We start from the raw sequence: 20,525 nt of genomic DNA on the forward strand, positions 1-20,525 counted from the left end.
TTTTTCTTCTTTTTCTATTATACCAAAAAACAAGGTATATTGCTGTTCTGAACTTTTATCCTATGTAAATAAAAAAAGAGAAACTGGAATCATGATTCCAGCTTCTCTTAAAGTGTTCACCGTACTAGACGATTAATCTACTTTTACATGTGAATTGGCATTCCTAATGCTGCTTCAGCTGCATCCATAACAGATTCACCTAAAGTTGGGTGAGCATGGATTGTCAATGAAATGTCTTCTGCATTCATTCCACTTTCAATTGCTAACCCTAATTCAGCAATCAAGTCACTTGCACTTACTCCGGCAACTTGTGCACCAACGATAACGTTGTCTTCTTTAGTAACAACTAAACGAACAAATCCTTCAGTTGCATTTAAAGAAAGTGCACGTCCGTTACCAGCTAATGGGAATTTAAATGCTTTAACATCTAATCCTTTTTCTTTAGCTTCTTTTTCGTTTAATCCAACGATGGCAATTTCAGGATCTGTAAATGCAACAGCCGGCATAGCACGATAGTCAACAGCAACTTTTTTACCAGAAATAGCTTCTGCAGCTACTTTTGCTTCATAACTAGCTTTGTGAGCAAGAGCTGGACCAGGTACGATATCTCCAATAGCGAAGATGTGGTCTACACTTGTACGTCCTTGTTCGTCAACTTCAACTAATCCGCGATCAGTCATGTTGACACCAGCAGCTTCTAATCCTAATTCATCTGTATTTGGACGACGTCCTACAGTTACCATTACATAATCTGCATCGATTGACTCTTCTTTACCGTTTGCTTCATATTTAACTGTAACTCCGTTGTCTGTTTCTACAGCTTCTTTAGCCATAGCACTTGTTACGACTTTAACACCTTTAGCTTTGAAGTTCTTTTCAACTAATTTAACAACATCTTTTTCGAATCCACCTAAAATAGTGTTCATACCTTCAAGAATCGTTACTTCAGCACCTAAGTTAGCGTAAGCACCGGCTAATTCACTACCGATATAACCTCCACCTACAACAACTAATTTCTTAGGAACTTCTTTAAGGTTCAACCCACCAGTTGAATCGATTACTCGTCCGCCGAATTTAAATCCTTTGATTTCGATCGGGCGACTACCTGTTGCAATAATAGCGTTTTTGAACGTGTATGTTTGTGCACTCATTTCAGTCATCACACGCATGGTATGATCATTGTTGAAATAAGCTTCTCCACGTAAAATTTCTACTTTGTTCTTTTTAAGCAACATTTCGATACCGCTAGTCAATGTGTTCACTACTTTGTTGTCTTTCCATTCTTGAGTTTTAGTAAAATCAAGAGTGACATTCTCCGTAGTAACACCAAATACTGATGAATCTAAAGCTTCTTGGTAACGATGTCCAGCACTGATCAATGCTTTAGAAGGAATACAACCAACGTTTAAACAAACTCCGCCGATGTATTCTCTTTCAACGATCGCTACTTTTTGTCCTAATTGTGCAGCACGGATAGCCGCAACATATCCGCCTGGTCCTGAACCTACAACAACTGTGTCTAATTCTAATGCGAAATCTCCTACTACCATTTAGTTTTCACCTTAACCTTCCATTAATAACAATTCTGGATCTGCTAACAATCTCTTAATGTTGTTCATTGCTTTTTGAGCAGTTGCTCCATCGACAATACGGTGGTCAAAACTTAATGAAAGTTTCATGACACGTCCAACAGCAATTTCACCTTCAGCATTAATGATTGGTTGTTGCGTGATTGTACCTACACCTAAGATCGCTACTTCAGGGTAGTTGATAACCGGAGTAAACCAGCCGCCGCCAACTGAACCAATGTTACTGATTGAGATTGAACCGTTTCTCATGTCTGCTGCAGCTAATTTACCTTCATGAGCTTGAGCTGCTTTGTCATTGATTTCGTCTGCAATTGTAAACATCCCTTTTGCATCAGCATTTTTAACGTTTGGTACATATAAACCATTGTCAGTATCTGTTGCGATACCAATGTTGATGTAGTTTTTGTATACAATTTCTTGAGATGCATCATCAATAGAAGCATTCATTACAGGGAATGCTTTTACTGTAGCTGCCAATGCTTTAACTACATATGGTAAGAAAGTAAGTTTTGTGCCTTTTTCAGCAGCAATTGATTTGAATTTCTTACGGTGATCCCATAATTTAGAAACTTCTACTTCGTCATGCAATGTAACATGAGGAGCAGTATGTTTGCTGTTTACCATTGCTTTAGCAATAGCTTTTCTTGTTGGTGTCATTTTTTCGCGAGTTTCTGCTTCGCCCATAGAAGAAGTAAATGGTTGTGCAGCTGGTGCTTCTTCTTTTTTGCTTTCTTTTGCTGCTGGAGTTGCAGTAGTTTCAGCTTTTTCTTCTTTAGCTGGAGCTGGAGCAGCAGTTTCGCCTGACATAAAGCTTTGTACGTCTTCTTTAGTTGTACGTCCGCCTTTACCAGATGGAGTAACTAAAGCGATATCTACGTCATTTTCACGAGCAAATTGACGAACTGAAGGCATAGCTAGTACGCGTTCGTTACGTTCACCAGTTTGAGGTGTTGATGCAGCAGGTTTGCTTTCAGTTGCAGCTGCAGAAGAAGTTTCAGCTGCAGGAGCTGACTCGTCAACGTATCCTGGAACATCGATTTCTACAAGAACGTCGCCAACTGTAGCTACTGTTCCTTCAGAAACTAGGATGCTTTTAACTGTTCCAGAAACTGGAGAAGCAATTTCTTCAACAGATTTGTCGTTTTGGATTTCAGCAATTGAATCTTCTTCTTCAATTGTATCTCCTTCAGCGATCAACCATTTTACGATTTCGCCTTCTGCCATTCCTTCACCAACGTCTGGCATTTTGAATTTATAGATTGAAGATCCTGTTGAACCAGAAGTTGCTGGATCAACAGCTTTTTCTTCGTTTGCAGGTGAAGATGGAGTAGATGCTGCTGCATCTTCTTCGTCTTCATGTCCTGGTGCATCGATTTCGATCAATACATCTCCAACAGTTGCTACTGTTCCCTCAGGTACTAAGATTTTTTTGATTGTTCCAGAAACTGGAGTAGCAATCTCTTCAACTGATTTGTCGTTTTGGATTTCAGCAACTGAATCTTCTTCTTGTACTGTATCTCCTTCAGCGACTAACCATTTTACGATTTCGCCTTCTGCCATTCCTTCGCCAACGTCTGGCATTTTAAATTTGAAAGCCATGTTTATTTCTTCCTTTCTCTCTATCACTGTAGTTTTAAACTTTTTGTAAGATGAATAATATGAATGAATGCCTCCTTCCACTTCAATGTTAAAGTCATTCATTCATATTCTATTAAAAATCTTCCGTTTAGAAAAGCAATGACACTTTTAAAATTAGAAGTTTACAGTTTCTTTAACTTGTTCAAAAATATCTTTTGAGTTAACGTTCCAGTCATCTTCAGCTAAACCGAATGGGAAGATCGTATCAGGAGCTGCTACAAATCCAACTGGAGCTTCAAGAGATAACACAGCACGTTGCGAGATTTCAGAAATAACTGTTGGACCTACACCAGCTTGGCGTTGAGCTTCTTGAACAACTACTACACGTCCAGTTTTTTCAACTGATGCAATGATGGTTTCGATATCTAATGGAGAAATTGTTCTCAAATCGATAATTTCTGCTGAGATGCCTTCTTTTTCTAATTCATCTGCAGCTTTTAGTGATTCACGAACCATAGCTCCGTAAGTGATGATGGAAACATCTTTTCCTTCACGAGTAACTGCTGCTTTACCTAGAGGAACAGTGTATTGCTCTTCAGGAACTTCATCACGGAATGAACGGTAAAGTCTCATATGCTCTAAGAAGACAACTGGGTCGTTGTCACGAATAGATGCTGTCAACAATCCTTTTGCATCATAAGGGTTTGATGGAACAACCACTTTCAAACCTGGAGATTGCGTGAACAAACCTTCTAAGTTATCAGCATGTAATTCCGGTGTATGAACTCCCCCACCAAATGGCATACGGAAAGTGATCGGCATAGTACGGGTACCACCCATACGGTAACGAGTACGAGCTGCTTGAGCTACAATAGAATCCATTACTTCAAAAATGAAACCAATAAATTGGATTTCTGGTACTGGACGGAATCCTTGAAGAGCTAAACCAATAGCCATTCCACCAATCGCAGATTCAGATAGTGGAGTATCACTTACGCGATCTTCACCATATTTTTCGCTAAGACCTGTAGTAGCACGGAAAACTCCACCGTTTTTACCAACGTCTTCACCAAAAATCATCACTTTATTGTCTTGTGCCATTTCTTGATCTAGCGCTTCAGTGATCGCTTGAATCATTGTTTTTTGTGCCATGATTATTTACTCTCCTTTGCTTCATACTTCGCAATTTGCTCTTGAGTTACTTGACCAGGTACTTCATACATGTTTTTCAAGAAACTAGAGATTTTTTGTTTAGGTGCTTTATCTGCTTCTTTAGCAGCTTCTTTGATTTCTTCTTGTGTTTTTTCAATAAAAGCAGTTTCTTTTTCTTCTGTCCATAGACCTTTTTCAGTTAAGAAATTACGGAAACGGATCAATGGATCGCGTTGTGCCCAGTAATCAATACCTTCTTGGTCACGGTAGATTGATGGGTCATCTCCAGAAGTTGAGTGAGGGCCGAAACGGGAAGTAACTGTTTCGATTAAAACAGGACCATTTCCTGCTAATGCCCATTCTCTAGCCTGTTTAGATACAGCGTATACTGCTAGCGGGTCCATACCGTCTACTTGGATACCTGGGATTCCAACTGCAGCTGCTTTTTGAGCTAAAGTTGTAGCGCCAGTTTGTTTTTCACGTGGAGTCGAAATAGCGTAACCGTTGTTTTGGATATAAAACACGATTGGAGCTTTGTAACGACTTGCATAGTTCAAACCTTCATAGAAGTCTCCTTGTGAAGAACCGCCATCACCAGTATAAGTGAATGAAACAGCATTATCGCCATTTAATTTTTGTCCTACTGCGCTACCCATTGCTTGGATAATTTGAGCTCCGATAATAATTTGAGGAGGCATCGCTTTCAAAGTTTCAGGATAGTTGTTTCCTTCAACGTGTCCTCTAGACCATAAGAAAGCTTGGCTTACAGGTAATCCGTGTTGGATCAATTGTGGAATATCACGGTAACCAGGGAATAACCAGTCTTCTTTAGTAAATGCATAATGACTTGCAAGTTGAGAAGCTTCTTGACCTGCAGTCGGTGCGTAGAAACCTAAACGTCCTTGACGAGCTAGAGCCATTGAACGATTATGCAATGTACGTGACCACACCATTTTCTCCATTAATTCTACTAACTGATCATCAGTTAACTCAGGCATAATGTCTTCGTTTACGACATTTCCATCCTTGTCTAAGATTTGTACCATTGGATAAGCAGCATCAATTGCACTTAACAACGCTTCATAATCTACAGGTTGTTTATTGTTAGCCATTTATTACCCATTCCTCTCTTTTAAGCAGTATGATTTTTTAGAAATTAATACAGCTTTTTGAAACTGTATCAATTAATTTCGTTTACTATACAAATCTATCATTCTTTTTGTTATTTTGCAAGCACTTAATCTATGGTTTGAAATTATTCATTTAAAATGGAGTAAGAACGCTTTCTATTCCTTTATAAAGCCCTCTTCTATTTCGACCAAATGAACGTATTCACAATTTAACCATAATGAAGCGTTTGCTTTTTTAAGCAGATACTGATAACTCCACCATCTTTTCGCTGTTTTTTTAAATTAAAATCTGTTACACAAACAGATTAACTCTGTACTATTTTTCACACGACTGTACTTGTTTTAAAAAATCAAAAAAGAAGCGCAACAATTCGCGCTTCTTTTTTGATTAAACAATCCCTTGACTTACCATTGCATTAGCTACTTTATAAAAACCAGCTATATTCGCGCCGGCTGCAAAATCGCCTTCTACTCCATATTCCTTAGCCGTTTCACTGACTTGCTTGTAGATATTTTCCATAATACTTTTTAATCGATGGTCTACATCTTCTAAAGTCCAACTTAGACGCTGACTGTTTTGAGACATTTCTAGTGCCGAAACTGCTACTCCTCCGGCATTTGCGGCTTTAGCCGGTCCAAACAGCACACCAGCTTCTTGGAATAATGTTGTACTTTCTAAGTCTGTCGGCATATTCGCGCCTTCAGCAACAGCGTACACGCCATTTTCAAGGATGGTACTTGCAGCGTCCTTAGTGATTTCATTTTGTGTAGCACACGGCAATGCTATGTCATAGCTGATTTTATGATTCCACACATTTCCTTCATAGTAAGCAGCGTTTGGATGGTCGCTTACGTATTCAGAAATACGGCCACGTCTATTTTCTTTGATATCTTTTACTAATTCAATATCGATTCCTTCTTCATCAATGATGTACCCGTCAGAATCAGAACAAGCAATTACTATTCCCTCATACTCGTGAACTTTTTCCATGGCGTAAGTTGCTACATTTCCACTTCCTGAAACGATCACTCTCTGCTGTTTGAAACTTTTTTTCGCGTCTTCTAACATAGCTTTTGTAAAATAAACCAGTCCATAACCAGTTGCTTCTGTTCTCCCGATGCTTCCTCCATATAATAGAGGTTTTCCAGTCAACACACCGTTCAATGAACCGTTCAGTTTTTTGTACTGTCCATATAAGTATCCGATTTCTCTAGCCCCTACACCAATGTCTCCAGCTGGGACATCCATATCTGGACCAATGTATTTTTGCAACTCTGTCATCAAACTTTGACAAAAACGCATTACTTCAGCATCCGATTTTCCTTTAGGATCAAAATCGCTTCCGCCTTTTCCTCCACCAATTGGAAGTCCAGTCAAACTATTTTTAAAGATTTGCTCAAATCCTAAGAATTTTACGATACTTTGATCAACGGTTGGGTGGAATCTCAATCCGCCTTTATAAGGTCCGATGGCAGAATTGAATTGCACACGAAAAGCTCTGTTGATTTTTACTTCTCCTTGATCTGTCACCCACGGTACTCTGAATTGGATAATTCTTTCAGGTTCTACTATACGCCCAAGAATATTCTCTTTAATGAATTCGGGATGTGCTGACAACACAGGCTCAATAGAATAGAAAAATTCATAAACAGCCTGTAAAAACTCCGGTTGATGAGAATCTCTTTCCTTTACTTCTTGGTAAATCTGCTCAATATATTGTTTAGCCTCTGACATAATAGTCCTCCTTGTTTCATTAAAAAATGATGATACAATAATAACTTTTTTATTATCGCACATTTTTATACAGATAAAAAGAAGAAATCCTCGTGCATTCTTTACATAATGCTGTTAGAATAGATAGGTTGAAAGTTAGTTTGACAACTATTAAAATAGTACTATTAATATTAAGTAGGAGTGAATGATCAATGATTACAATGAAAGACATTATTCGAGAAGGCCATCCTACTCTTCGTTTAGTCGCTAAAGAAGTAGAATTACCATTATCTAAAGAAGTAATTGATTTAGGACACGAAATGATGGAATTCTTAGTGAATAGCCAAGATCCCGAATTAGCAGAAAAATATGAACTAAGAGCCGGTGTTGGATTAGCCGCTCCGCAAATCGATCAATCTATTCGTATGGTAGCCGTTCATATCCCTGGGATCGAAGAAGACAGTGAAGACTATATTTTAAGCGACGTGATGGTGAACCCTAAAATCGTCAGCCACTCTGTTCAATCTTCTTGTTTAGCTGAAGGAGAAGGATGTTTGTCAGTGGATCGTGATGTTCCAGGTTATGTGCCTCGTCACAGCAGAATCACCGTAACTTACCATGATTTAAATGGTGAAAAACAAAAAGTTCGGTTGAAAAATTATGCAGCAATGGTCGTTCAACACGAGATCGATCATTTGAACGGTGTAATGTTCTACGACCGCATCAACGAAGAAAACCCTTATCAATTAGATGAAGGTGTCAATATTATTTCATAAGAAAAAAGGAGTCGGGTAAAACCCGGCTCCTTTTTTCTTTAGGTAAAATAAGTATTTTTGATTTGCTCTACAACATTTTGAAATTCCAAAAAAGGAAAAGCGAGTTGCGCAAACAGATCGAGTTGAACAATTTGATACAGAATAATTGCAGATGCAACAGCAAATATAATCAGTTCGCTTACTCCACCAGTCGTATAATAAATGCGTTTAAAACCAAACTGAATATTCTTATTGTAAATAGGCTGAAGCCAAGCTATGCCGTATTTTGAAAAAGAATCTTCTACTAAATGAGCCAGAAACCCCATCAAAAACCACGTCGCCCAATCCATCGGCAAATTTAAACCAGTGAGCAGCATTCTAACTAGTACTGTGAAAAAAACAGCGCCTGCCAAAGAATGCACGATCCCTCTATGCCCAAATAATTTTCTCATCCCATCACTGATGATCGGCATACGCGTTCCAATAAACGACCCTGGATGGTCGATATCCGGAAATAACGAACCCACTCCCAACGCTGCTAAGTTACCTAACGTCAAAGCATCCGAAGAAGCCAGCATAGGTAATGTAACAGCGTAAGTGACAGCTAAATGTGTTTTGTAACGCATTTTTTCTCCTTTCAAATGATAAACACCCCACTCTTTTTCACACGACTCTCGCCGCTGATACCAAATAAAGGTGTTCAAAATAATCTTTGCATTTTAGGAATCTGAATCAAAAAAAACCTTCCAACACAAAATACGCCTTCCCACCACGAGACACTTCATCCCGCGGCGGCGAACGCACGTTCTATTGTATCATAATAGAGTGTGAATTACTCGAAGTTTTGTAGCAAATAAAAAAGGAGCAAGAAATCGCAACAAAAAAATCTTTAAACCATCGTAAAAGACGGTTTAAAGATTTTTTAAATATACATATGGAGATAAGGGGGCTCGAACCCCTGACCTCTACGCTGCCAGCGTAGCGCTCTCCCAACTGAGCTATACCCCCGGAAAATCTGTTGATTCAATAATAATACTATTCAATCAACAGCTGATAACTTTATTGTGTCCCTAAGAGACATAATTTCTTAGTCGTATTCGCATTTCGAATCGTTACTTTTTGATATGATTTGGTTCCAACTATTTTTGAGAACTTAGTTTTACTATAATGCCTAATAGAAGAACTCCAGAAAATGATGTTTTCAAAACAATAAACTTTTTCTACTTCAGAATTGACTTCACCTATTTCAGACATGATTTCATCTGCCGTTACAGGGAGTATAGTAAATAAAGCATTGTGTTTTTCTTGAGGATCTTTTCCCCACCATTTCGGAACCTGACGTAAAGCTTGTGATAAAATTTGGATAGAAATAATGGCCACCGATACAGAAAATCCAAAAGAAGTTTGAATGATATTTTGACAATCTTCTTGGAGAACTTTCTCGTCTGACTCTTTTTTAGCCTCGAACAACACATTACCACTATTGATGTACGTTTGAACACCAGTAAATCCAGCATCAAGAAAACACTTCTGCAACTCTTTCATCGGTACTCGATTTTTCCCGCCAACGTTTATTCCTCTAAACAATGCGATATACTTCATTTTACCCAACCTTCCTTACCAATCGGAAAAGTAAGTTAAATCAATCCCATTTCTTTCAAAGCTATTGCAATCCCATCTTCATTGTTATCGGCAGTGACTTTATCTGCTCTTAACTTGATGGATTCCAGGGCATTCCCCATTGCGACTCCTACACCTACTTGCGAGATCATCTCTAAATCGTTCAAACCGTCTCCAAAAGCTATGATATCTTCACGTTTGAATCCTTGATCTTCAGAAAACGCTAAAATAGTAGCAGCTTTTGAACCGTCACGAGGTAATACGTCTACTCCCGTGTCATGCCAACGAACAAACTTCAATTTAGAAAATTGCCCATTTTCATAAATATCTTTTTCTTCTTCGCGATAAAAAATCAACGCCTGCGACATTTTATGTTCTTTATAGAACTCATCGTCCCATTTCGGTACGCCGAATCCGACTGCCTCCATAGCCGTTTTGATGCGAATACTGATCGCCTCGCTGCGTCTTCTTAATTTAAAAGGTGTTTCGTAAACCACTTGATGACCTTCTTTATCAGCCAATTGCAGCATTCGCTCAAATTCCGTCGGATCTAAGACATTCTCATAAACTAATTCATTATGGAAAAATCCAGCGGCTCCATTACAGACGATGTAATTTTGCAATTCTAATTCATCGATCACTGTTTTCGCCATCGTATAATTTCTGCCTGTCGCGATCGCAACTTCATGTCCATTAGCTTGCAACTGTTTCAATGCTGCTTTAGTACTGGGCAGCACTTTTTTCTCATCTGTCAGTAAAGTACCATCGATATCAAAAAAAAGAATTTTTTTCTCCATAATTATCTGTTACCTGCTTTCTTGAACACTTTTCTATACCATTCTATCGAATAATCACTAAAAAGAAAAGTTGTTTTTGAAAACCTTTTACTTTTTGAATACAACAGAGATATTCTTCTATAACTCTTGGTAATTATTGTTTAGTCATTGACTCTTTTTCCACAGAAACCTTTTGTATATTTAACCTGCTCATGCAATCGGTTAAATGTCATCGTATCAAACCTTCCATTCTATACTTAATTCATAAACTGTGTTAAACTATTCATAGCCGTTGTGGTATACCACAACAACCAGTTCGGGAGAAAAAATGTGCATTTAACAGATAAATCAACCTTTTTTATCAAAAATCGTTTATTTTTTGTACCCAAATTTTATACGTTTCATTTTCAGATTTTTTAGATCGCTTTATTAATTTATATTAAAAAGAAGAAAGTTTAAAGGAGAGAAAAAAACATGATTTTTAAAGTCACTTACCAACAAAGTAAAGCAACAAACCCAAAAAGAGAAGATACAAGATCTTTATATATTGAGGCAGAATCTGATGTAGATGCTCGAGCTTTGGTTGAAAAAAATACCCCCTACAATATTGAATTTGTTCAACCATTAGATTCAGCACATTTAGCTTACGAACAAAAAAATCCAGATTTTGCACTGACGGAGTTCAACTAATGAAACCAAACATTAAAAATAATGAAACGGCTGTATTTGCCATTGGGGGATTAGGTGAAATCGGAAAAAACACTTATGGTGTTCAATTCCAAGATGAGATTATTTTGATTGATGCCGGAGTTAAATTTCCTGAAGATGATTTGTTAGGAATCGATTATGTTATTCCGGACTATAGTTATATCGTTCAAAATATCAATAAAATAAAAGGGTTGTTTATCACTCATGGTCACGAAGATCATATCGGTGGAATTCCTTTCTTATTACAACAAGTAAATATACCGATTTATGCTGGACCTTTAGCTTATGCATTGATCCAAAATAAATTGAACGAACGCGGTTTACTGCGTGATGCTGAGTTGCACAAAATCGACGAGCATGATGTAATCAAGTTTCGTAAGACAAGCGTGAGTTTCTACCGCACTACTCACAGTATTCCAGAAGCGTATGGAATTATTGTCAAGACTCCATCAGGCAATATCGTTCATACGGGAGATTATAAGTTTGACTTTACTCCTGTTGGCGAACCTGCTGATTTACACCGTATGGCAAAAATCGGTGACGAAGGAGTACTGGCTCTCCTTTCTGATAGTACTAATGCAGAAATACCAAACTTTACGAAATCTGAAAACGTGGTCGGTGATTCGATTACCAGCATTATGCAAAAAGTTGAAGGTCGAATCATATTTGCGACTTTCGCTTCAAATATTTCTCGTTTGCAACAAGTAGCCAATGCTGCAATCAAAACAGGACGTAAAATAGCTGTTTTTGGTCGTAGTATGGAATCTTCTGTTGTAACCGGTCGTGAGTTGGGCTACATTACCGCTCCTGAAGAAATATTCGTGGATCAACGAGAAATCAACCGTTACCCGGCTAATGAAACGATTATTCTTTGTACTGGTTCTCAAGGTGAACCGATGGCTGCTTTGAGCAGAATTGCCAATGGTACTCACCGCCAGATTCAGATCCAGCCAGGAGACACTGTTATTTTTTCAAGTTCTCCTATTCCAGGAAATACTACAAGCATCAATCGCTTGATCAACTTATTGTCAGAAGCTGGAGCAAATGTTATCCATGGTAAACTAAATAACATTCACACTTCTGGTCACGGTGGTCAACAAGAGCAAAAACTGATGCTTCGCTTGATGAAACCAAAATACTTCATCCCTATTCACGGGGAATATCGTATGCAAAAAATCCATGCCGGTCTAGCTGAAGAAACAGGTATTCCTAAAGAAAACTGTTTTATCGTAGAAAACGGAGATGTTATTGCTTTGACTCCAGATTCTGCACGATTAGCGGGTCATTTTGAAGCTGGTGATGTCTATGTGGATGGTAAAGGTATCGGAGATATCGGAAACGTCGTCTTACGAGACCGTAAATTATTGTCTGAAGAAGGTTTACTAGTTGTAGTCGTAACGATCGACTTTAAATCTCAACAAGTATTAGCCGGTCCAGATATCCTTTCACGTGGGTTCATCTACATGCGTGAATCAGGTAAATTGATTCATGATGCGCAAAGTGTTGTATCTCGCAGCATCGTTAAAGAATTGAAGAAAGATTCTGTTACAGAACACTCTGTAAAAAATGAAATCATTCAGAGTTTGAAACCTTTCTTGTACGAACGTACAGAAAGAAATCCGATGATCTTACCGATCATCATGCCGGTTTAAAACCAAATAAAAAAAGGAATCGAGAAATCGATTCCTTTTTTTTGCGTCATTTTTATTGTTCTATAAAATGATAAACTGGTTCATCTCTTTTTGCATCGTAATCTACTTCCAAGTCATATCCATTAAAAAACCAATCGTCTGACTCATTGACATAATAAGTTACACCATCGATGCTCGTTGAAGCCATCACATTATCGCCAGGTTGAGCCACTGCCATCCCTACTGAGAAACCTTCATGTACTTCAGTCTTTCCATACACTTTTCCAGAAAAACGAATCCCTGACCCTTCAGTTAATCCTAATTCTGTATTAAACCATTCTTGGGCTTCTTTTGTAATGTCAATTTTCATCATTTGTTCGCACAGGCAAGCCTGTGATCCCCCTCTCAACTAAATACTTATCACAAGTGTATCACAGAAAATACGATTTTACACTCTGAAGAAATAATTACTGCCTCTCACACGAAATGACGCTTTCATTTGATCAATTGATTTTTGAAAGCATATATAGTCGCTTGGGTACGATCTTCCACTTGCAATTTAGATAAAATATTTGATACATGAGTTTTAACGGTTTTCAACGTGATAAATAATTCATCAGCTATATCTTGATTGGATTTCCCTTGGGCGATCAGCAACAAGATCTCACTCTCGCGGCTTGTTAAATCATCGTGTAATTTATGCTCTTCCTTTTTGGAAAAACGTTCCATCATCTTCCCAGTCACTTCAGGTTCCAATACCGATTCGCCTTTATATGTACTACGAATGGCAGCAGCAATGTCATGTGCAGTCGAAGTCTTTAACAAATAACTCGATGCTCCTGCTTTTAATGCAGGGTAGACTTTCTCATCATCAATAAAGCTGGTCAAAATAATGATTTTAGCTTCTGGCCAGTCTTTGAGAATTTTTTGAGTAGATTCAATCCCGTTCATTTCATCCATAACTAAATCCATCAAAATAATATCCGGTCTTAAAGACAAGGCTTTTTCATACCCTATTTTCCCATTTTCCGCTTCTCCAATAACTTCGATGTCTGGCTGGATCGTAAGATACGAAGACAAACCTAGCCGAACCATTTCGTGATCATCTACTAAAAGTACTTTAATCATCATTGATTTCACTCTCCTTAATGACTGGAATCTTAATATCTATACTGGCTCCTTTGCCAGCAAAACTAATGATTTTGCATGTTCCGCCCATTCCTATGACACGCTCGCGAATATTCTGTAATCCATAGCTTCCAGCAGTCTTTTTATCCGGATCAAACCCTACACCATCATCGACCACTCTTAGAGATAGTGTTTGGTCTACTTCATTTAAATACACTTCCAATTCATTGGCTTTTGCATGCCTCAACGTGTTAGACAGCAGCTCTTGAACAATTCGAAACAAATGATCTTCAATGCCTTTAGCCAACTTGATATCCGCAATTGACCAAGTTAATTCGATTTGGATCTTAGTGCTCAATTCTTTTAACAACTGTTCAATTCCTTGTTTCAAAGTTTTTCCTTCTAAATTCACCGGTCTTAAATGGAGCAGCAATGCCCTCATTTCAGATTGGGCTTCATTAATGATTTTTTCAATCATATCCATTTGTTTGCGAGTCACTTCATCTGCATTCGTTAATTGCTGATTCAACGCTGACAACATCATCATTGCAGCAAATAACTGCTGACTAACTGAATCGTGCAGCTCACGAGCTAATCGGTGACGTTCTTGCTCAAGAATCTCTTCTTTTGTTTGCCCATCTACATATTTGGGCAAGTTACTGCTTTTTTGAACTTCTCTGGACAAATCTTGCAATTTTTGTTGAATATGCTCTAGATTTTTTTCCACTGCTTGAATCGTCGCCGTAGAATACGATTCATTTTCCAGCAGAGCGTGATAGATATCTACCGAATAATTGCCGCTGGAGATTTCTTCCAGCACTTTCAATAATCTTTTTGAACGCTTTTGAATGAACAAATACCCGTATACCGCAACCATTGCAGCTACTATCCCGGCAATGATGAACAAATAAAACAAAATCGGCAAGTAATAAAATTGTTTTGTCAGCAGTTCTAAATACCACGTATCAGGATAAACAAGATAACTAAAAGAAGCTGTCACAAAAAACAAGATGAAGAACATGATCACAAAAGTGGCTACAAACAGCTTCCCCATTGTTTTTTTGCTCATATTGTGATCACCTCTAAATCTCCTACTAATACAGACGTAATGACTTTTAACTTGCGATTGGAGACGTCATAATCTTTGCTGTATATTTTGAGCGATTCATTGGTCAAAGAATAATCTTCGCCTTCGAACAATACATCGCCCATTAAAGCATTGTGTTCGATCATTACTCCTACACCTTTAGGAACTAATATACGCGTTTTGCCGATCCCTTTTCGGATCACAATGTAACTTTCTGATTTAGGTAAGACCGTGTTGCCTAAGTCAATGATCGTATCTCCCATCAACAATGTAAAATTGATGTCATCCCATTCAAAAATAGTATTGCCTATTTTTTCTGTTCCAACCCACCGTTGCTTGATTCGTTTGCCACTTTTTGGTGTAGATTCTGTAGTTTCAACAATCTTGATTTCTTTTTCGTTCCACGGCGCTCGTTTAAAAACATTGGTATTCATGCCTTTCAATACGCCTTGGCCTTTTATACTGATGAAGAATACAGCAACCAGCAGGATAAACCAAAAAGCACTTGTAGATACCGCGGAAAACAATAGTAAAAATACACCCAACAAGTATGAAGGGGTTTTATTTTCTTTCTTTGACTGGTGGCTTCTGATGAGGATCCATATACCAGCGATCGTCAGTAAAGCTACAAATACGTTAGTGGATAATTGATAAAGAAACCATACCACCAATACAGCTTCCACAGCAAAGAAAAATTTCCAGTGATTGCTCATTAGACTCTAACTCCTTTTTATTGCGCCATATTAAAGCAGCAATTTTCCTTTCTCTAGTATACCTTTTTTCACGTAGAACCGGTAGCGTTCTTAAGCAGGAACTGCTCTACGACTAAAGTCTTATTTTTGCATGAAAAAACTGCTCTTTTTTAGAGAGCAGTTCTACGTTTATTTTGTATAATCAGATTTTATGACACTTGAACGTTAGTGATTTTGATTTTCATATCTCCGCCTGGAGTTTCAATCACGACTTCTTCTCCAACTTTTTTCCCGATCAACGATTTAGCGATCGGAGAATCATTTGAAATTTTCCCTTCAAATGGGTCAGCTTCTGCACTTCCGACAATGATGTATTCTTCTTCATCGCCATCAGGCAACTCGATAAACGTTACTGTTTTACCTAAAGACACTTCATCAGCAGCTGTTTCTGAGCTGTCGATAATTTCTGCAAAACGAAGCATATTTTCTAATTTTGTGATTCTTCCTTCCACAAAAGCTTGCTCATCTTTAGCTGATTCGTATTCTGAGTTTTCAGATAGATCTCCAAAACTGCGAGCAATTTTGATTCTTTCTACGATTTCTTTACGTTTTTCTGTTTTTAATAAATCTAATTCTTCTTCTAATTTTTCTTTTCCTTCTAAAGTCATTGGGTATACGCGTTCAATCATTTTCAATTTCTCTCCTCTTAATTAGACCACTACAAATGGTAGCGTCCTCATTGCTTGTATAAATATAATACAGACAAGATACCACGACATTCCGCAATTGTAAACAAGAAATAAAATATAATTCGTTTTTTTACTCATTTATTTAGCATTTCTGTCTCAATTACTTTATTTGCTTCGAGTGTATTTCTTCTTATCTGAAAATAAATACACTATTGTTTTCAGACAGACAAAGAAAAAAGCTCGCAAATATTGCGGGTCTTCGTTGGTATATTGCATATTCTATTTACTGAATAGTCTATCTTCTTAAATCACTTACACATACTATCACTATCCTTAAATAATGTATAGTGATTTACTTTATTCATTCTTACTTCTCATTTATTTACCATATTTATTTTACCAAAAGACCTATTATAGGGTAAATATGAAAAATGAACGACACCTCAAGAACTCCTAATAGAGTTTCAAAGTATCGTTCGCTTTTTAATTTTTAGTAATCAGTCGACTATTCACGCACGTCAATAATACTATGAATCTTAGTCGTCATCAAATCGATCGCAACTTGGTTGCGGCCGCCTTCAGGGATAACAATATCTGCATAACGTTTAGTCGGCTCTACAAATTGATTGTGCATCGGTTTTACGACATTTAAGTATTGTTCGATAACTGAATCCAATGTACGTCCGCGTTCTTCAATATCACGCTTAATTCGACGAATAATGCGAATGTCATCATCTGTATCTACATAGACTTTTATGTCCATCAATTCACGCAATCTAGGGTCATCTAAAATCAAGATCCCTTCAATAATGATAACTTCTTTTGGTTCTTGGTGAATGATTTGATCGCTTCGAGTGTGTTTTGCATAATCGTATACAGGTTTATCAATTGCTTTGAAATCAATCAAATCTTCTACATGTTTGATCAGCAAATCTGTGTCAAATGCAAATGGATGGTCATAGTTCGTTTTAAGACGTTCTTCGAAAGACAAATGACTTTGATCTTTATAATAAAAATCTTGTTCTAACAGCAAGATAGAATGACCAGAGAAATGATCAAAAATTGCGCGACTAACGCTTGTCTTTCCGCTTCCGGAACCTCCTGTAACCCCTATAACGATCGGTTTTACTAATTTACTCATTGCATTTGCCCCTTTTCATTTAAAAAAGCTGGAAAAGCTCCCAGCTCTTATCTTTTTATCAATTTAGTTCTTAAATCTATGAGATTCTTTTTTATTTAGTGTCTACATATTCACGTTTGTATTCTAGGTGTTGCTGATAAGTTTCCGCAAAATAGACGATTTGTGTATCAATATCGGCAAGGAAGTATAAATAATCCGTTTCTGCAGGATCAATAGTTGCTGAGATACTTTCTTCGCTGGGACTGTTGAAAGGACCAGGTCCAATTCCAGTATTTTGATACAAGTTATATGGTGAGACAACTTCTAAGTCATCATGAGAGACTCTTTCTTTATGAGTGTCCAATGAATACAAGACAGAAATATCTGTTTGCAGCGGCATTCCTAATTCAATACGGTTATAAAAGACGTCCGCTATTTTTCTTCTGTCTTCATAATCAGAGCCTTCTTTTTCTACTAAGGAAGCGATTGTCAAAATTTCATGCACAGATTGAGAACTTTCCTCTATTTGAGCATAATATTTTTGCAGCACTGTATCCATTTTACCAACCATTGCGTCAACGATTTCTTCTAAAGACATCTCTTCGTGAACTTCATAAGTAGCTGGAAACAGATAGCCTTCAAGCATAAAACGGACATCTTCCATTTGAGAAACATCGGTTAACAATTGCGGGTATTTCTCCACTAGTTGTTTCTGGAATGCTTCGTCTTCAATCAACGACATAAACTCATCTGATGTATAGGCCGTTTTTGCCTCTACGATAGCAGCGATTTGTGTCATAGTAGAACCTTCCGGTATCGTGACTCTCTCGAGAGCGTCTACGGGCAGATCAGTCCCGCCAGCTTGCAGCGAGTCGATAACTTCATCCACATCCATTGCTGGAGTGAAAACATAGTACCCTGCTCTAAAGTTGCTTTCGTTATTGAAACGAGTATACAAATTGAAGACAGACGCGCTCTTGATAACGTTGTTTTCTTCTAGTATGCGAGCAATATCTGCTGAGGAAGAACCACTTGGAATCTCCACTTGGATTTCTTCTGTGCTCTTTGGATCAAGAGGTTCAATAGAAGATGTGTAGAAGTTATAAGCCGATACTCCGAAAACAACTATTAAGACTAGTAAAATAGCAATAATGCTCCAGACTATCTTGGCCACTACACTCTTTTCTTTTTGATCAGTGTCTAGTTTTCCATTTGGATAACTTTGCTGATTGATCTCTTTCTTGTTCTTTTCACTCAACAAATTCCCTCCTAAACTTTCATTAAGCTTTATAAATCATTTTTTAACCATTCTATATGAACCTTTGCATTTTTAATGCTTGATTCAGTTTTTTAGATGCAAAACAATTAAATATGTACTCTGCTAGCCTAACTTTTACTATTATACATGATATCCCTATTAAAGAGAACAAAAAAAGCTAACAAAATTGTTAGCTTTTAAAGTGAATTCTAATAGATTAATTAAGCTTCTTCTTCATCTTCCATGAAAGTGTTCAAAACTTCTTCAATCATATCCCATTCTTCTTCTGTTTCAATAGAGCTTAATTGCCCTTGTTTGCCGTCTTCTTGTTGAATAAATGAAAATGCAGATAATTCAACATCTTCTCCCTCAGAAGCACCAGCTGGGTAAACTAATACGTATGATTTTTCAAAATCGTCTGAATCGAAAGTGAATAAAATTTCGTATAATTCTTCGTTACCTTGTTCATCAATAATAGTAATGTGTTCATGGTCATGATGTTCATGATCGTGATCGTGGTTGTGGTCGTGTGCCATAATAACAGGCTCCTCTCTATTTAACAAATTGACTTTACTAGTTTAACCTATGACGGACAAAATTGCTAGGTTTGATGTCCATCTAAATAATTTTGCAAAATCATTACTGCAGCTACTTTATCAATAACTTTTTTTCTCTTTTTACGAGAAGTATTGCCCTCTTCGATCAGCATGCGTTCCGCTTGAACAGTCGTCAAACGTTCATCTTGATATTCAACCGGAAGATTGAACGCCTTTTTTATGAGTTCTCCATAAGCCAAAGAAGCCTCTGCTCTAGGACCAATAGAATTATTCATATTTTTAGGCAAACCAATCACAATCTTCGATACTTCGTATTGTTTGATCAGCTCTCCTACACGTTCTATGCCAAATTCTTCAACGGCTTCATTGATCTTGATGATCTCAACGCCTTGTGCTGTCCAACCAAAAGGATCGCTTACAGCGACCCCTACAGTTTTAGAGCCTACGTCTAATCCCATTATTCTCATCAATTTTCGCTTAAGCTCTTATCCATATAATTCTTTACCAATTCTTCGACAATTTCATCGCGTTCATGTCGTTTGATAAGATTTCTAGCATCGTTGTGACGTGGAATATATGCTGGATCTCCAGATAAAAGATACCCAACAATCTGGTTGATCGGACTGTACCCTTTTTCCTTAAGCGCTTTATATACAATAGACAAGGTTTCTTTGACATCCTTTTCATTGTTCTCCGGAACATTGAAGCGGACTGTTTCATCTTTTGTGCCCATCTTTTACACCTCAATTTCTGTTAACTACACTTCTTATTTTACAAGAAACTTGGTCAAACTACAACGGTATTCAAAAATTGATTGATTAAATTCCGGATAAATTTCGAATCCCATGATTTATTCACTAGTTTTGGAACGTTTGTCGATTCAAATTGTTTGCCAGACTGTAAAATCTATACAATGGAATACACTTTTATATTACCGCAGATAAAGATAAATGCAATACATTAGCCCCCCTAACTTCCTAATAATCATAATTAATGTTCCTATTTTCAATTACTTGAAAAAGATCATTACTCCTTCTAATATTCAATCCGTTATTTTTTCTTTCTTAGTATGCTATTTCTATATTTGATGGTTAAAAAAATTGTGCTTGAACATTTTTATTTTCACACGAAAATTGGAATAGATGTTACAATGAAGATAATTCGCTTTGACTTACCTATTTTACAAGTGCTAAAAAGGAGGGACGATGTGTTGAAGTATGAAAACAAAAAAGACTTGGCAAAAAAATGAACTGCCCCCTGTCAAGTAGACAGGCAAATAAACAAAATTCTTTGTGCCATGTATGACAGTTGTCATGCATGGCTTTTTTTCATACTGGAATA

Annotated in this window: 21 protein-coding genes and 1 tRNA gene; 3 read left to right on the plus strand and 19 right to left on the minus strand. The window is 37.4% G+C overall.

The features are described from left to right. Positions 1 to 143: 143 nt before the first annotated feature. The 5 genes from lpdA to gdhA form a co-directional block, all read right to left on the minus strand. Positions 144 to 1,550 carry a dihydrolipoyl dehydrogenase gene (gene lpdA, locus BM137_RS10630; protein ID WP_092481150.1) on the minus strand — a complete coding sequence of 469 codons (1,407 nt, stop codon included), beginning with the start codon at positions 1,548 to 1,550 and terminating at the stop codon, positions 144 to 146. Positions 1,551 to 1,562: 12 nt separating this feature from the next. Further along, entirely contained in the window at positions 1,563 to 3,188 is a 1,626-nt protein-coding gene (locus BM137_RS10635) for a dihydrolipoyllysine-residue acetyltransferase (RefSeq protein ID WP_092481151.1), read from the minus strand. Positions 3,189 to 3,341: 153 nt separating this feature from the next. Next, positions 3,342 to 4,319: an alpha-ketoacid dehydrogenase subunit beta gene (locus BM137_RS10640; protein WP_092481152.1), complete on the minus strand. Its 978-nt coding sequence runs from the start codon at positions 4,317 to 4,319 to the stop codon at positions 3,342 to 3,344. A 2-nt stretch (positions 4,320 to 4,321) separates the two neighbouring features. Continuing rightward, on the minus strand, positions 4,322 to 5,431 hold the full coding sequence (gene pdhA / locus BM137_RS10645) for a pyruvate dehydrogenase (acetyl-transferring) E1 component subunit alpha (protein ID WP_092481153.1): 1,110 nt from the start codon (positions 5,429 to 5,431) through the stop codon (positions 4,322 to 4,324). A gap of 406 nt (positions 5,432 to 5,837) precedes the next feature. Further along, on the minus strand, positions 5,838 to 7,184 hold the full coding sequence (gdhA, locus tag BM137_RS10650) for an NADP-specific glutamate dehydrogenase (protein WP_092481154.1): 1,347 nt from the start codon (positions 7,182 to 7,184) through the stop codon (positions 5,838 to 5,840). Positions 7,185 to 7,375: 191 nt separating this feature from the next. Here gdhA and def point away from each other — a divergent pair, with 191 nt between their 5' ends. Beyond that, on the plus strand, positions 7,376 to 7,939 hold the full coding sequence (def, locus tag BM137_RS10655) for a peptide deformylase (RefSeq protein ID WP_092481155.1): 564 nt from the start codon (positions 7,376 to 7,378) through the stop codon (positions 7,937 to 7,939). A 38-nt stretch (positions 7,940 to 7,977) separates the two neighbouring features. Here def and BM137_RS10660 read toward each other — a convergent pair whose 3' ends face one another. From BM137_RS10660 to BM137_RS10675, 4 genes are all read right to left on the minus strand, one after another. After that, positions 7,978 to 8,544 (minus strand): metal-dependent hydrolase, encoded by a 567-nt coding sequence (locus BM137_RS10660; RefSeq protein ID WP_143084260.1) that lies wholly within the window; start codon positions 8,542 to 8,544, stop codon positions 7,978 to 7,980. 309 nt (positions 8,545 to 8,853) lie between these two features. Next, positions 8,854 to 8,926, minus strand: a tRNA-Ala gene (locus BM137_RS10665). 51 nt (positions 8,927 to 8,977) lie between these two features. Then, positions 8,978 to 9,520 carry a DUF1697 domain-containing protein gene (locus BM137_RS10670; RefSeq protein ID WP_092481157.1) on the minus strand — a complete coding sequence of 181 codons (543 nt, stop codon included), beginning with the start codon at positions 9,518 to 9,520 and terminating at the stop codon, positions 8,978 to 8,980. A 35-nt stretch (positions 9,521 to 9,555) separates the two neighbouring features. Then, positions 9,556 to 10,335 carry a Cof-type HAD-IIB family hydrolase gene (locus tag BM137_RS10675; RefSeq protein WP_092481158.1) on the minus strand — a complete coding sequence of 260 codons (780 nt, stop codon included), beginning with the start codon at positions 10,333 to 10,335 and terminating at the stop codon, positions 9,556 to 9,558. 453 nt (positions 10,336 to 10,788) lie between these two features. On the opposite strand from BM137_RS10675, the gene BM137_RS10680 reads away from it, so the two are divergent. Together BM137_RS10680 and rnjA are read left to right on the plus strand one after the other, a co-directional pair. Continuing rightward, positions 10,789 to 11,004, plus strand: a complete 216-nt coding sequence (locus BM137_RS10680) for a DNA-directed RNA polymerase subunit epsilon (protein WP_092481159.1) — start codon at positions 10,789 to 10,791, stop codon at positions 11,002 to 11,004. Next, complete coding sequence (rnjA, locus tag BM137_RS10685) at positions 11,004 to 12,674, plus strand: ribonuclease J1 (RefSeq protein WP_092481160.1); 1,671 nt, start codon at positions 11,004 to 11,006, stop codon at positions 12,672 to 12,674. The genes BM137_RS10680 and rnjA overlap by 1 nt, the downstream gene beginning before the upstream one ends. A gap of 52 nt (positions 12,675 to 12,726) precedes the next feature. Here rnjA and BM137_RS10690 read toward each other — a convergent pair whose 3' ends face one another. The 10 genes from BM137_RS10690 to BM137_RS10735 all read right to left on the minus strand — a co-directional run bounded on the left by BM137_RS10690 (position 12,727) and on the right by BM137_RS10735 (position 19,917). Continuing rightward, positions 12,727 to 13,023 carry a HesB/YadR/YfhF family protein gene (locus tag BM137_RS10690; protein WP_092481172.1) on the minus strand — a complete coding sequence of 99 codons (297 nt, stop codon included), beginning with the start codon at positions 13,021 to 13,023 and terminating at the stop codon, positions 12,727 to 12,729. Between the two features lie 125 nt (positions 13,024 to 13,148). Further along, positions 13,149 to 13,781, minus strand: a complete 633-nt coding sequence (locus BM137_RS10695) for a response regulator transcription factor (protein ID WP_092481173.1) — start codon at positions 13,779 to 13,781, stop codon at positions 13,149 to 13,151. Then, positions 13,774 to 14,850 carry a sensor histidine kinase gene (locus BM137_RS10700; protein WP_092481161.1) on the minus strand — a complete coding sequence of 359 codons (1,077 nt, stop codon included), beginning with the start codon at positions 14,848 to 14,850 and terminating at the stop codon, positions 13,774 to 13,776. Before BM137_RS10700 ends, BM137_RS10695 begins: the two co-directional genes overlap by 8 nt. Continuing rightward, positions 14,847 to 15,581 (minus strand): cell wall-active antibiotics response protein LiaF, encoded by a 735-nt coding sequence (gene liaF / locus BM137_RS10705; RefSeq protein WP_092481162.1) that lies wholly within the window; start codon positions 15,579 to 15,581, stop codon positions 14,847 to 14,849. Before liaF ends, BM137_RS10700 begins: the two co-directional genes overlap by 4 nt. A 188-nt stretch (positions 15,582 to 15,769) precedes the next feature. Beyond that, positions 15,770 to 16,249, minus strand: coding sequence for a transcription elongation factor GreA (gene greA / locus BM137_RS10710; protein WP_092481163.1), 480 nt, complete (start codon positions 16,247 to 16,249; stop codon positions 15,770 to 15,772). Positions 16,250 to 16,754: 505 nt separating this feature from the next. Further along, positions 16,755 to 17,390, minus strand: a complete 636-nt coding sequence (gene udk / locus BM137_RS10715; protein ID WP_092481164.1) for a uridine kinase — start codon at positions 17,388 to 17,390, stop codon at positions 16,755 to 16,757. Positions 17,391 to 17,481: 91 nt separating this feature from the next. Continuing rightward, positions 17,482 to 18,627, minus strand: a complete 1,146-nt coding sequence (gene mltG, locus BM137_RS10720) for an endolytic transglycosylase MltG (protein WP_177192566.1) — start codon at positions 18,625 to 18,627, stop codon at positions 17,482 to 17,484. A gap of 221 nt (positions 18,628 to 18,848) precedes the next feature. Further along, the gene (locus BM137_RS10725) at positions 18,849 to 19,163 is read right to left on the minus strand and encodes a DUF1292 domain-containing protein (RefSeq protein WP_092481166.1); all 315 of its coding nucleotides are present in this window, start codon (positions 19,161 to 19,163) and stop codon (positions 18,849 to 18,851) included. A gap of 65 nt (positions 19,164 to 19,228) precedes the next feature. Next, positions 19,229 to 19,651, minus strand: coding sequence for a Holliday junction resolvase RuvX (gene ruvX, locus BM137_RS10730; RefSeq protein ID WP_092481167.1), 423 nt, complete (start codon positions 19,649 to 19,651; stop codon positions 19,229 to 19,231). Then, a complete protein-coding gene (locus BM137_RS10735) occupies positions 19,651 to 19,917 on the minus strand; it encodes an IreB family regulatory phosphoprotein (protein WP_092481168.1) in 267 nt (88 codons plus the stop codon). Before BM137_RS10735 ends, ruvX begins: the two co-directional genes overlap by 1 nt. Between the last annotated feature and the right edge of the window lie 608 nt (positions 19,918 to 20,525).

The sequence above is a fragment of the Desemzia incerta genome (genome assembly GCF_900115825.1).
Classification (GTDB): domain Bacteria; phylum Bacillota; class Bacilli; order Lactobacillales; family Carnobacteriaceae; genus Desemzia; species Desemzia incerta.

What these genes read in the sequence shown, in the direction of transcription:
- pdhA (WP_092481153.1), bottom strand. Translation starts at nt 5,431, where the DNA reads ATGGCTAACAATAAACAACCTGTAGATTATGAAGCGTTGTTAAGTGCA.
- BM137_RS10725 (WP_092481166.1), bottom strand. Translation starts at nt 19,163, where the DNA reads ATGGCACACGACCACAACCACGATCACGATCATGAACATCATGACCAT.
- gdhA (WP_092481154.1), bottom strand. Translation starts at nt 7,184, where the DNA reads ATGTCAGAGGCTAAACAATATATTGAGCAGATTTACCAAGAAGTAAAG.
- BM137_RS10690 (WP_092481172.1), bottom strand. Translation starts at nt 13,023, where the DNA reads ATGAAAATTGACATTACAAAAGAAGCCCAAGAATGGTTTAATACAGAA.
- BM137_RS10735 (WP_092481168.1), bottom strand. Translation starts at nt 19,917, where the DNA reads ATGGGCACAAAAGATGAAACAGTCCGCTTCAATGTTCCGGAGAACAAT.
- udk (WP_092481164.1), bottom strand. Translation starts at nt 17,390, where the DNA reads ATGAGTAAATTAGTAAAACCGATCGTTATAGGGGTTACAGGAGGTTCC.
- BM137_RS10660 (WP_143084260.1), bottom strand. Translation starts at nt 8,544, where the DNA reads ATGCGTTACAAAACACATTTAGCTGTCACTTACGCTGTTACATTACCT.
- rnjA (WP_092481160.1), top strand. Translation starts at nt 11,004, where the DNA reads ATGAAACCAAACATTAAAAATAATGAAACGGCTGTATTTGCCATTGGG.
- BM137_RS10635 (WP_092481151.1), bottom strand. Translation starts at nt 3,188, where the DNA reads ATGGCTTTCAAATTTAAAATGCCAGACGTTGGCGAAGGAATGGCAGAA.
- BM137_RS10700 (WP_092481161.1), bottom strand. Translation starts at nt 14,850, where the DNA reads ATGAGCAAAAAAACAATGGGGAAGCTGTTTGTAGCCACTTTTGTGATC.
- def (WP_092481155.1), top strand. Translation starts at nt 7,376, where the DNA reads ATGATTACAATGAAAGACATTATTCGAGAAGGCCATCCTACTCTTCGT.
- BM137_RS10680 (WP_092481159.1), top strand. Translation starts at nt 10,789, where the DNA reads ATGATTTTTAAAGTCACTTACCAACAAAGTAAAGCAACAAACCCAAAA.
- lpdA (WP_092481150.1), bottom strand. Translation starts at nt 1,550, where the DNA reads ATGGTAGTAGGAGATTTCGCATTAGAATTAGACACAGTTGTTGTAGGT.
- BM137_RS10640 (WP_092481152.1), bottom strand. Translation starts at nt 4,319, where the DNA reads ATGGCACAAAAAACAATGATTCAAGCGATCACTGAAGCGCTAGATCAA.
- liaF (WP_092481162.1), bottom strand. Translation starts at nt 15,581, where the DNA reads ATGAGCAATCACTGGAAATTTTTCTTTGCTGTGGAAGCTGTATTGGTG.
- greA (WP_092481163.1), bottom strand. Translation starts at nt 16,249, where the DNA reads ATGATTGAACGCGTATACCCAATGACTTTAGAAGGAAAAGAAAAATTA.
- BM137_RS10670 (WP_092481157.1), bottom strand. Translation starts at nt 9,520, where the DNA reads ATGAAGTATATCGCATTGTTTAGAGGAATAAACGTTGGCGGGAAAAAT.
- BM137_RS10675 (WP_092481158.1), bottom strand. Translation starts at nt 10,335, where the DNA reads ATGGAGAAAAAAATTCTTTTTTTTGATATCGATGGTACTTTACTGACA.
- BM137_RS10695 (WP_092481173.1), bottom strand. Translation starts at nt 13,781, where the DNA reads ATGATTAAAGTACTTTTAGTAGATGATCACGAAATGGTTCGGCTAGGT.
- ruvX (WP_092481167.1), bottom strand. Translation starts at nt 19,651, where the DNA reads ATGAGAATAATGGGATTAGACGTAGGCTCTAAAACTGTAGGGGTCGCT.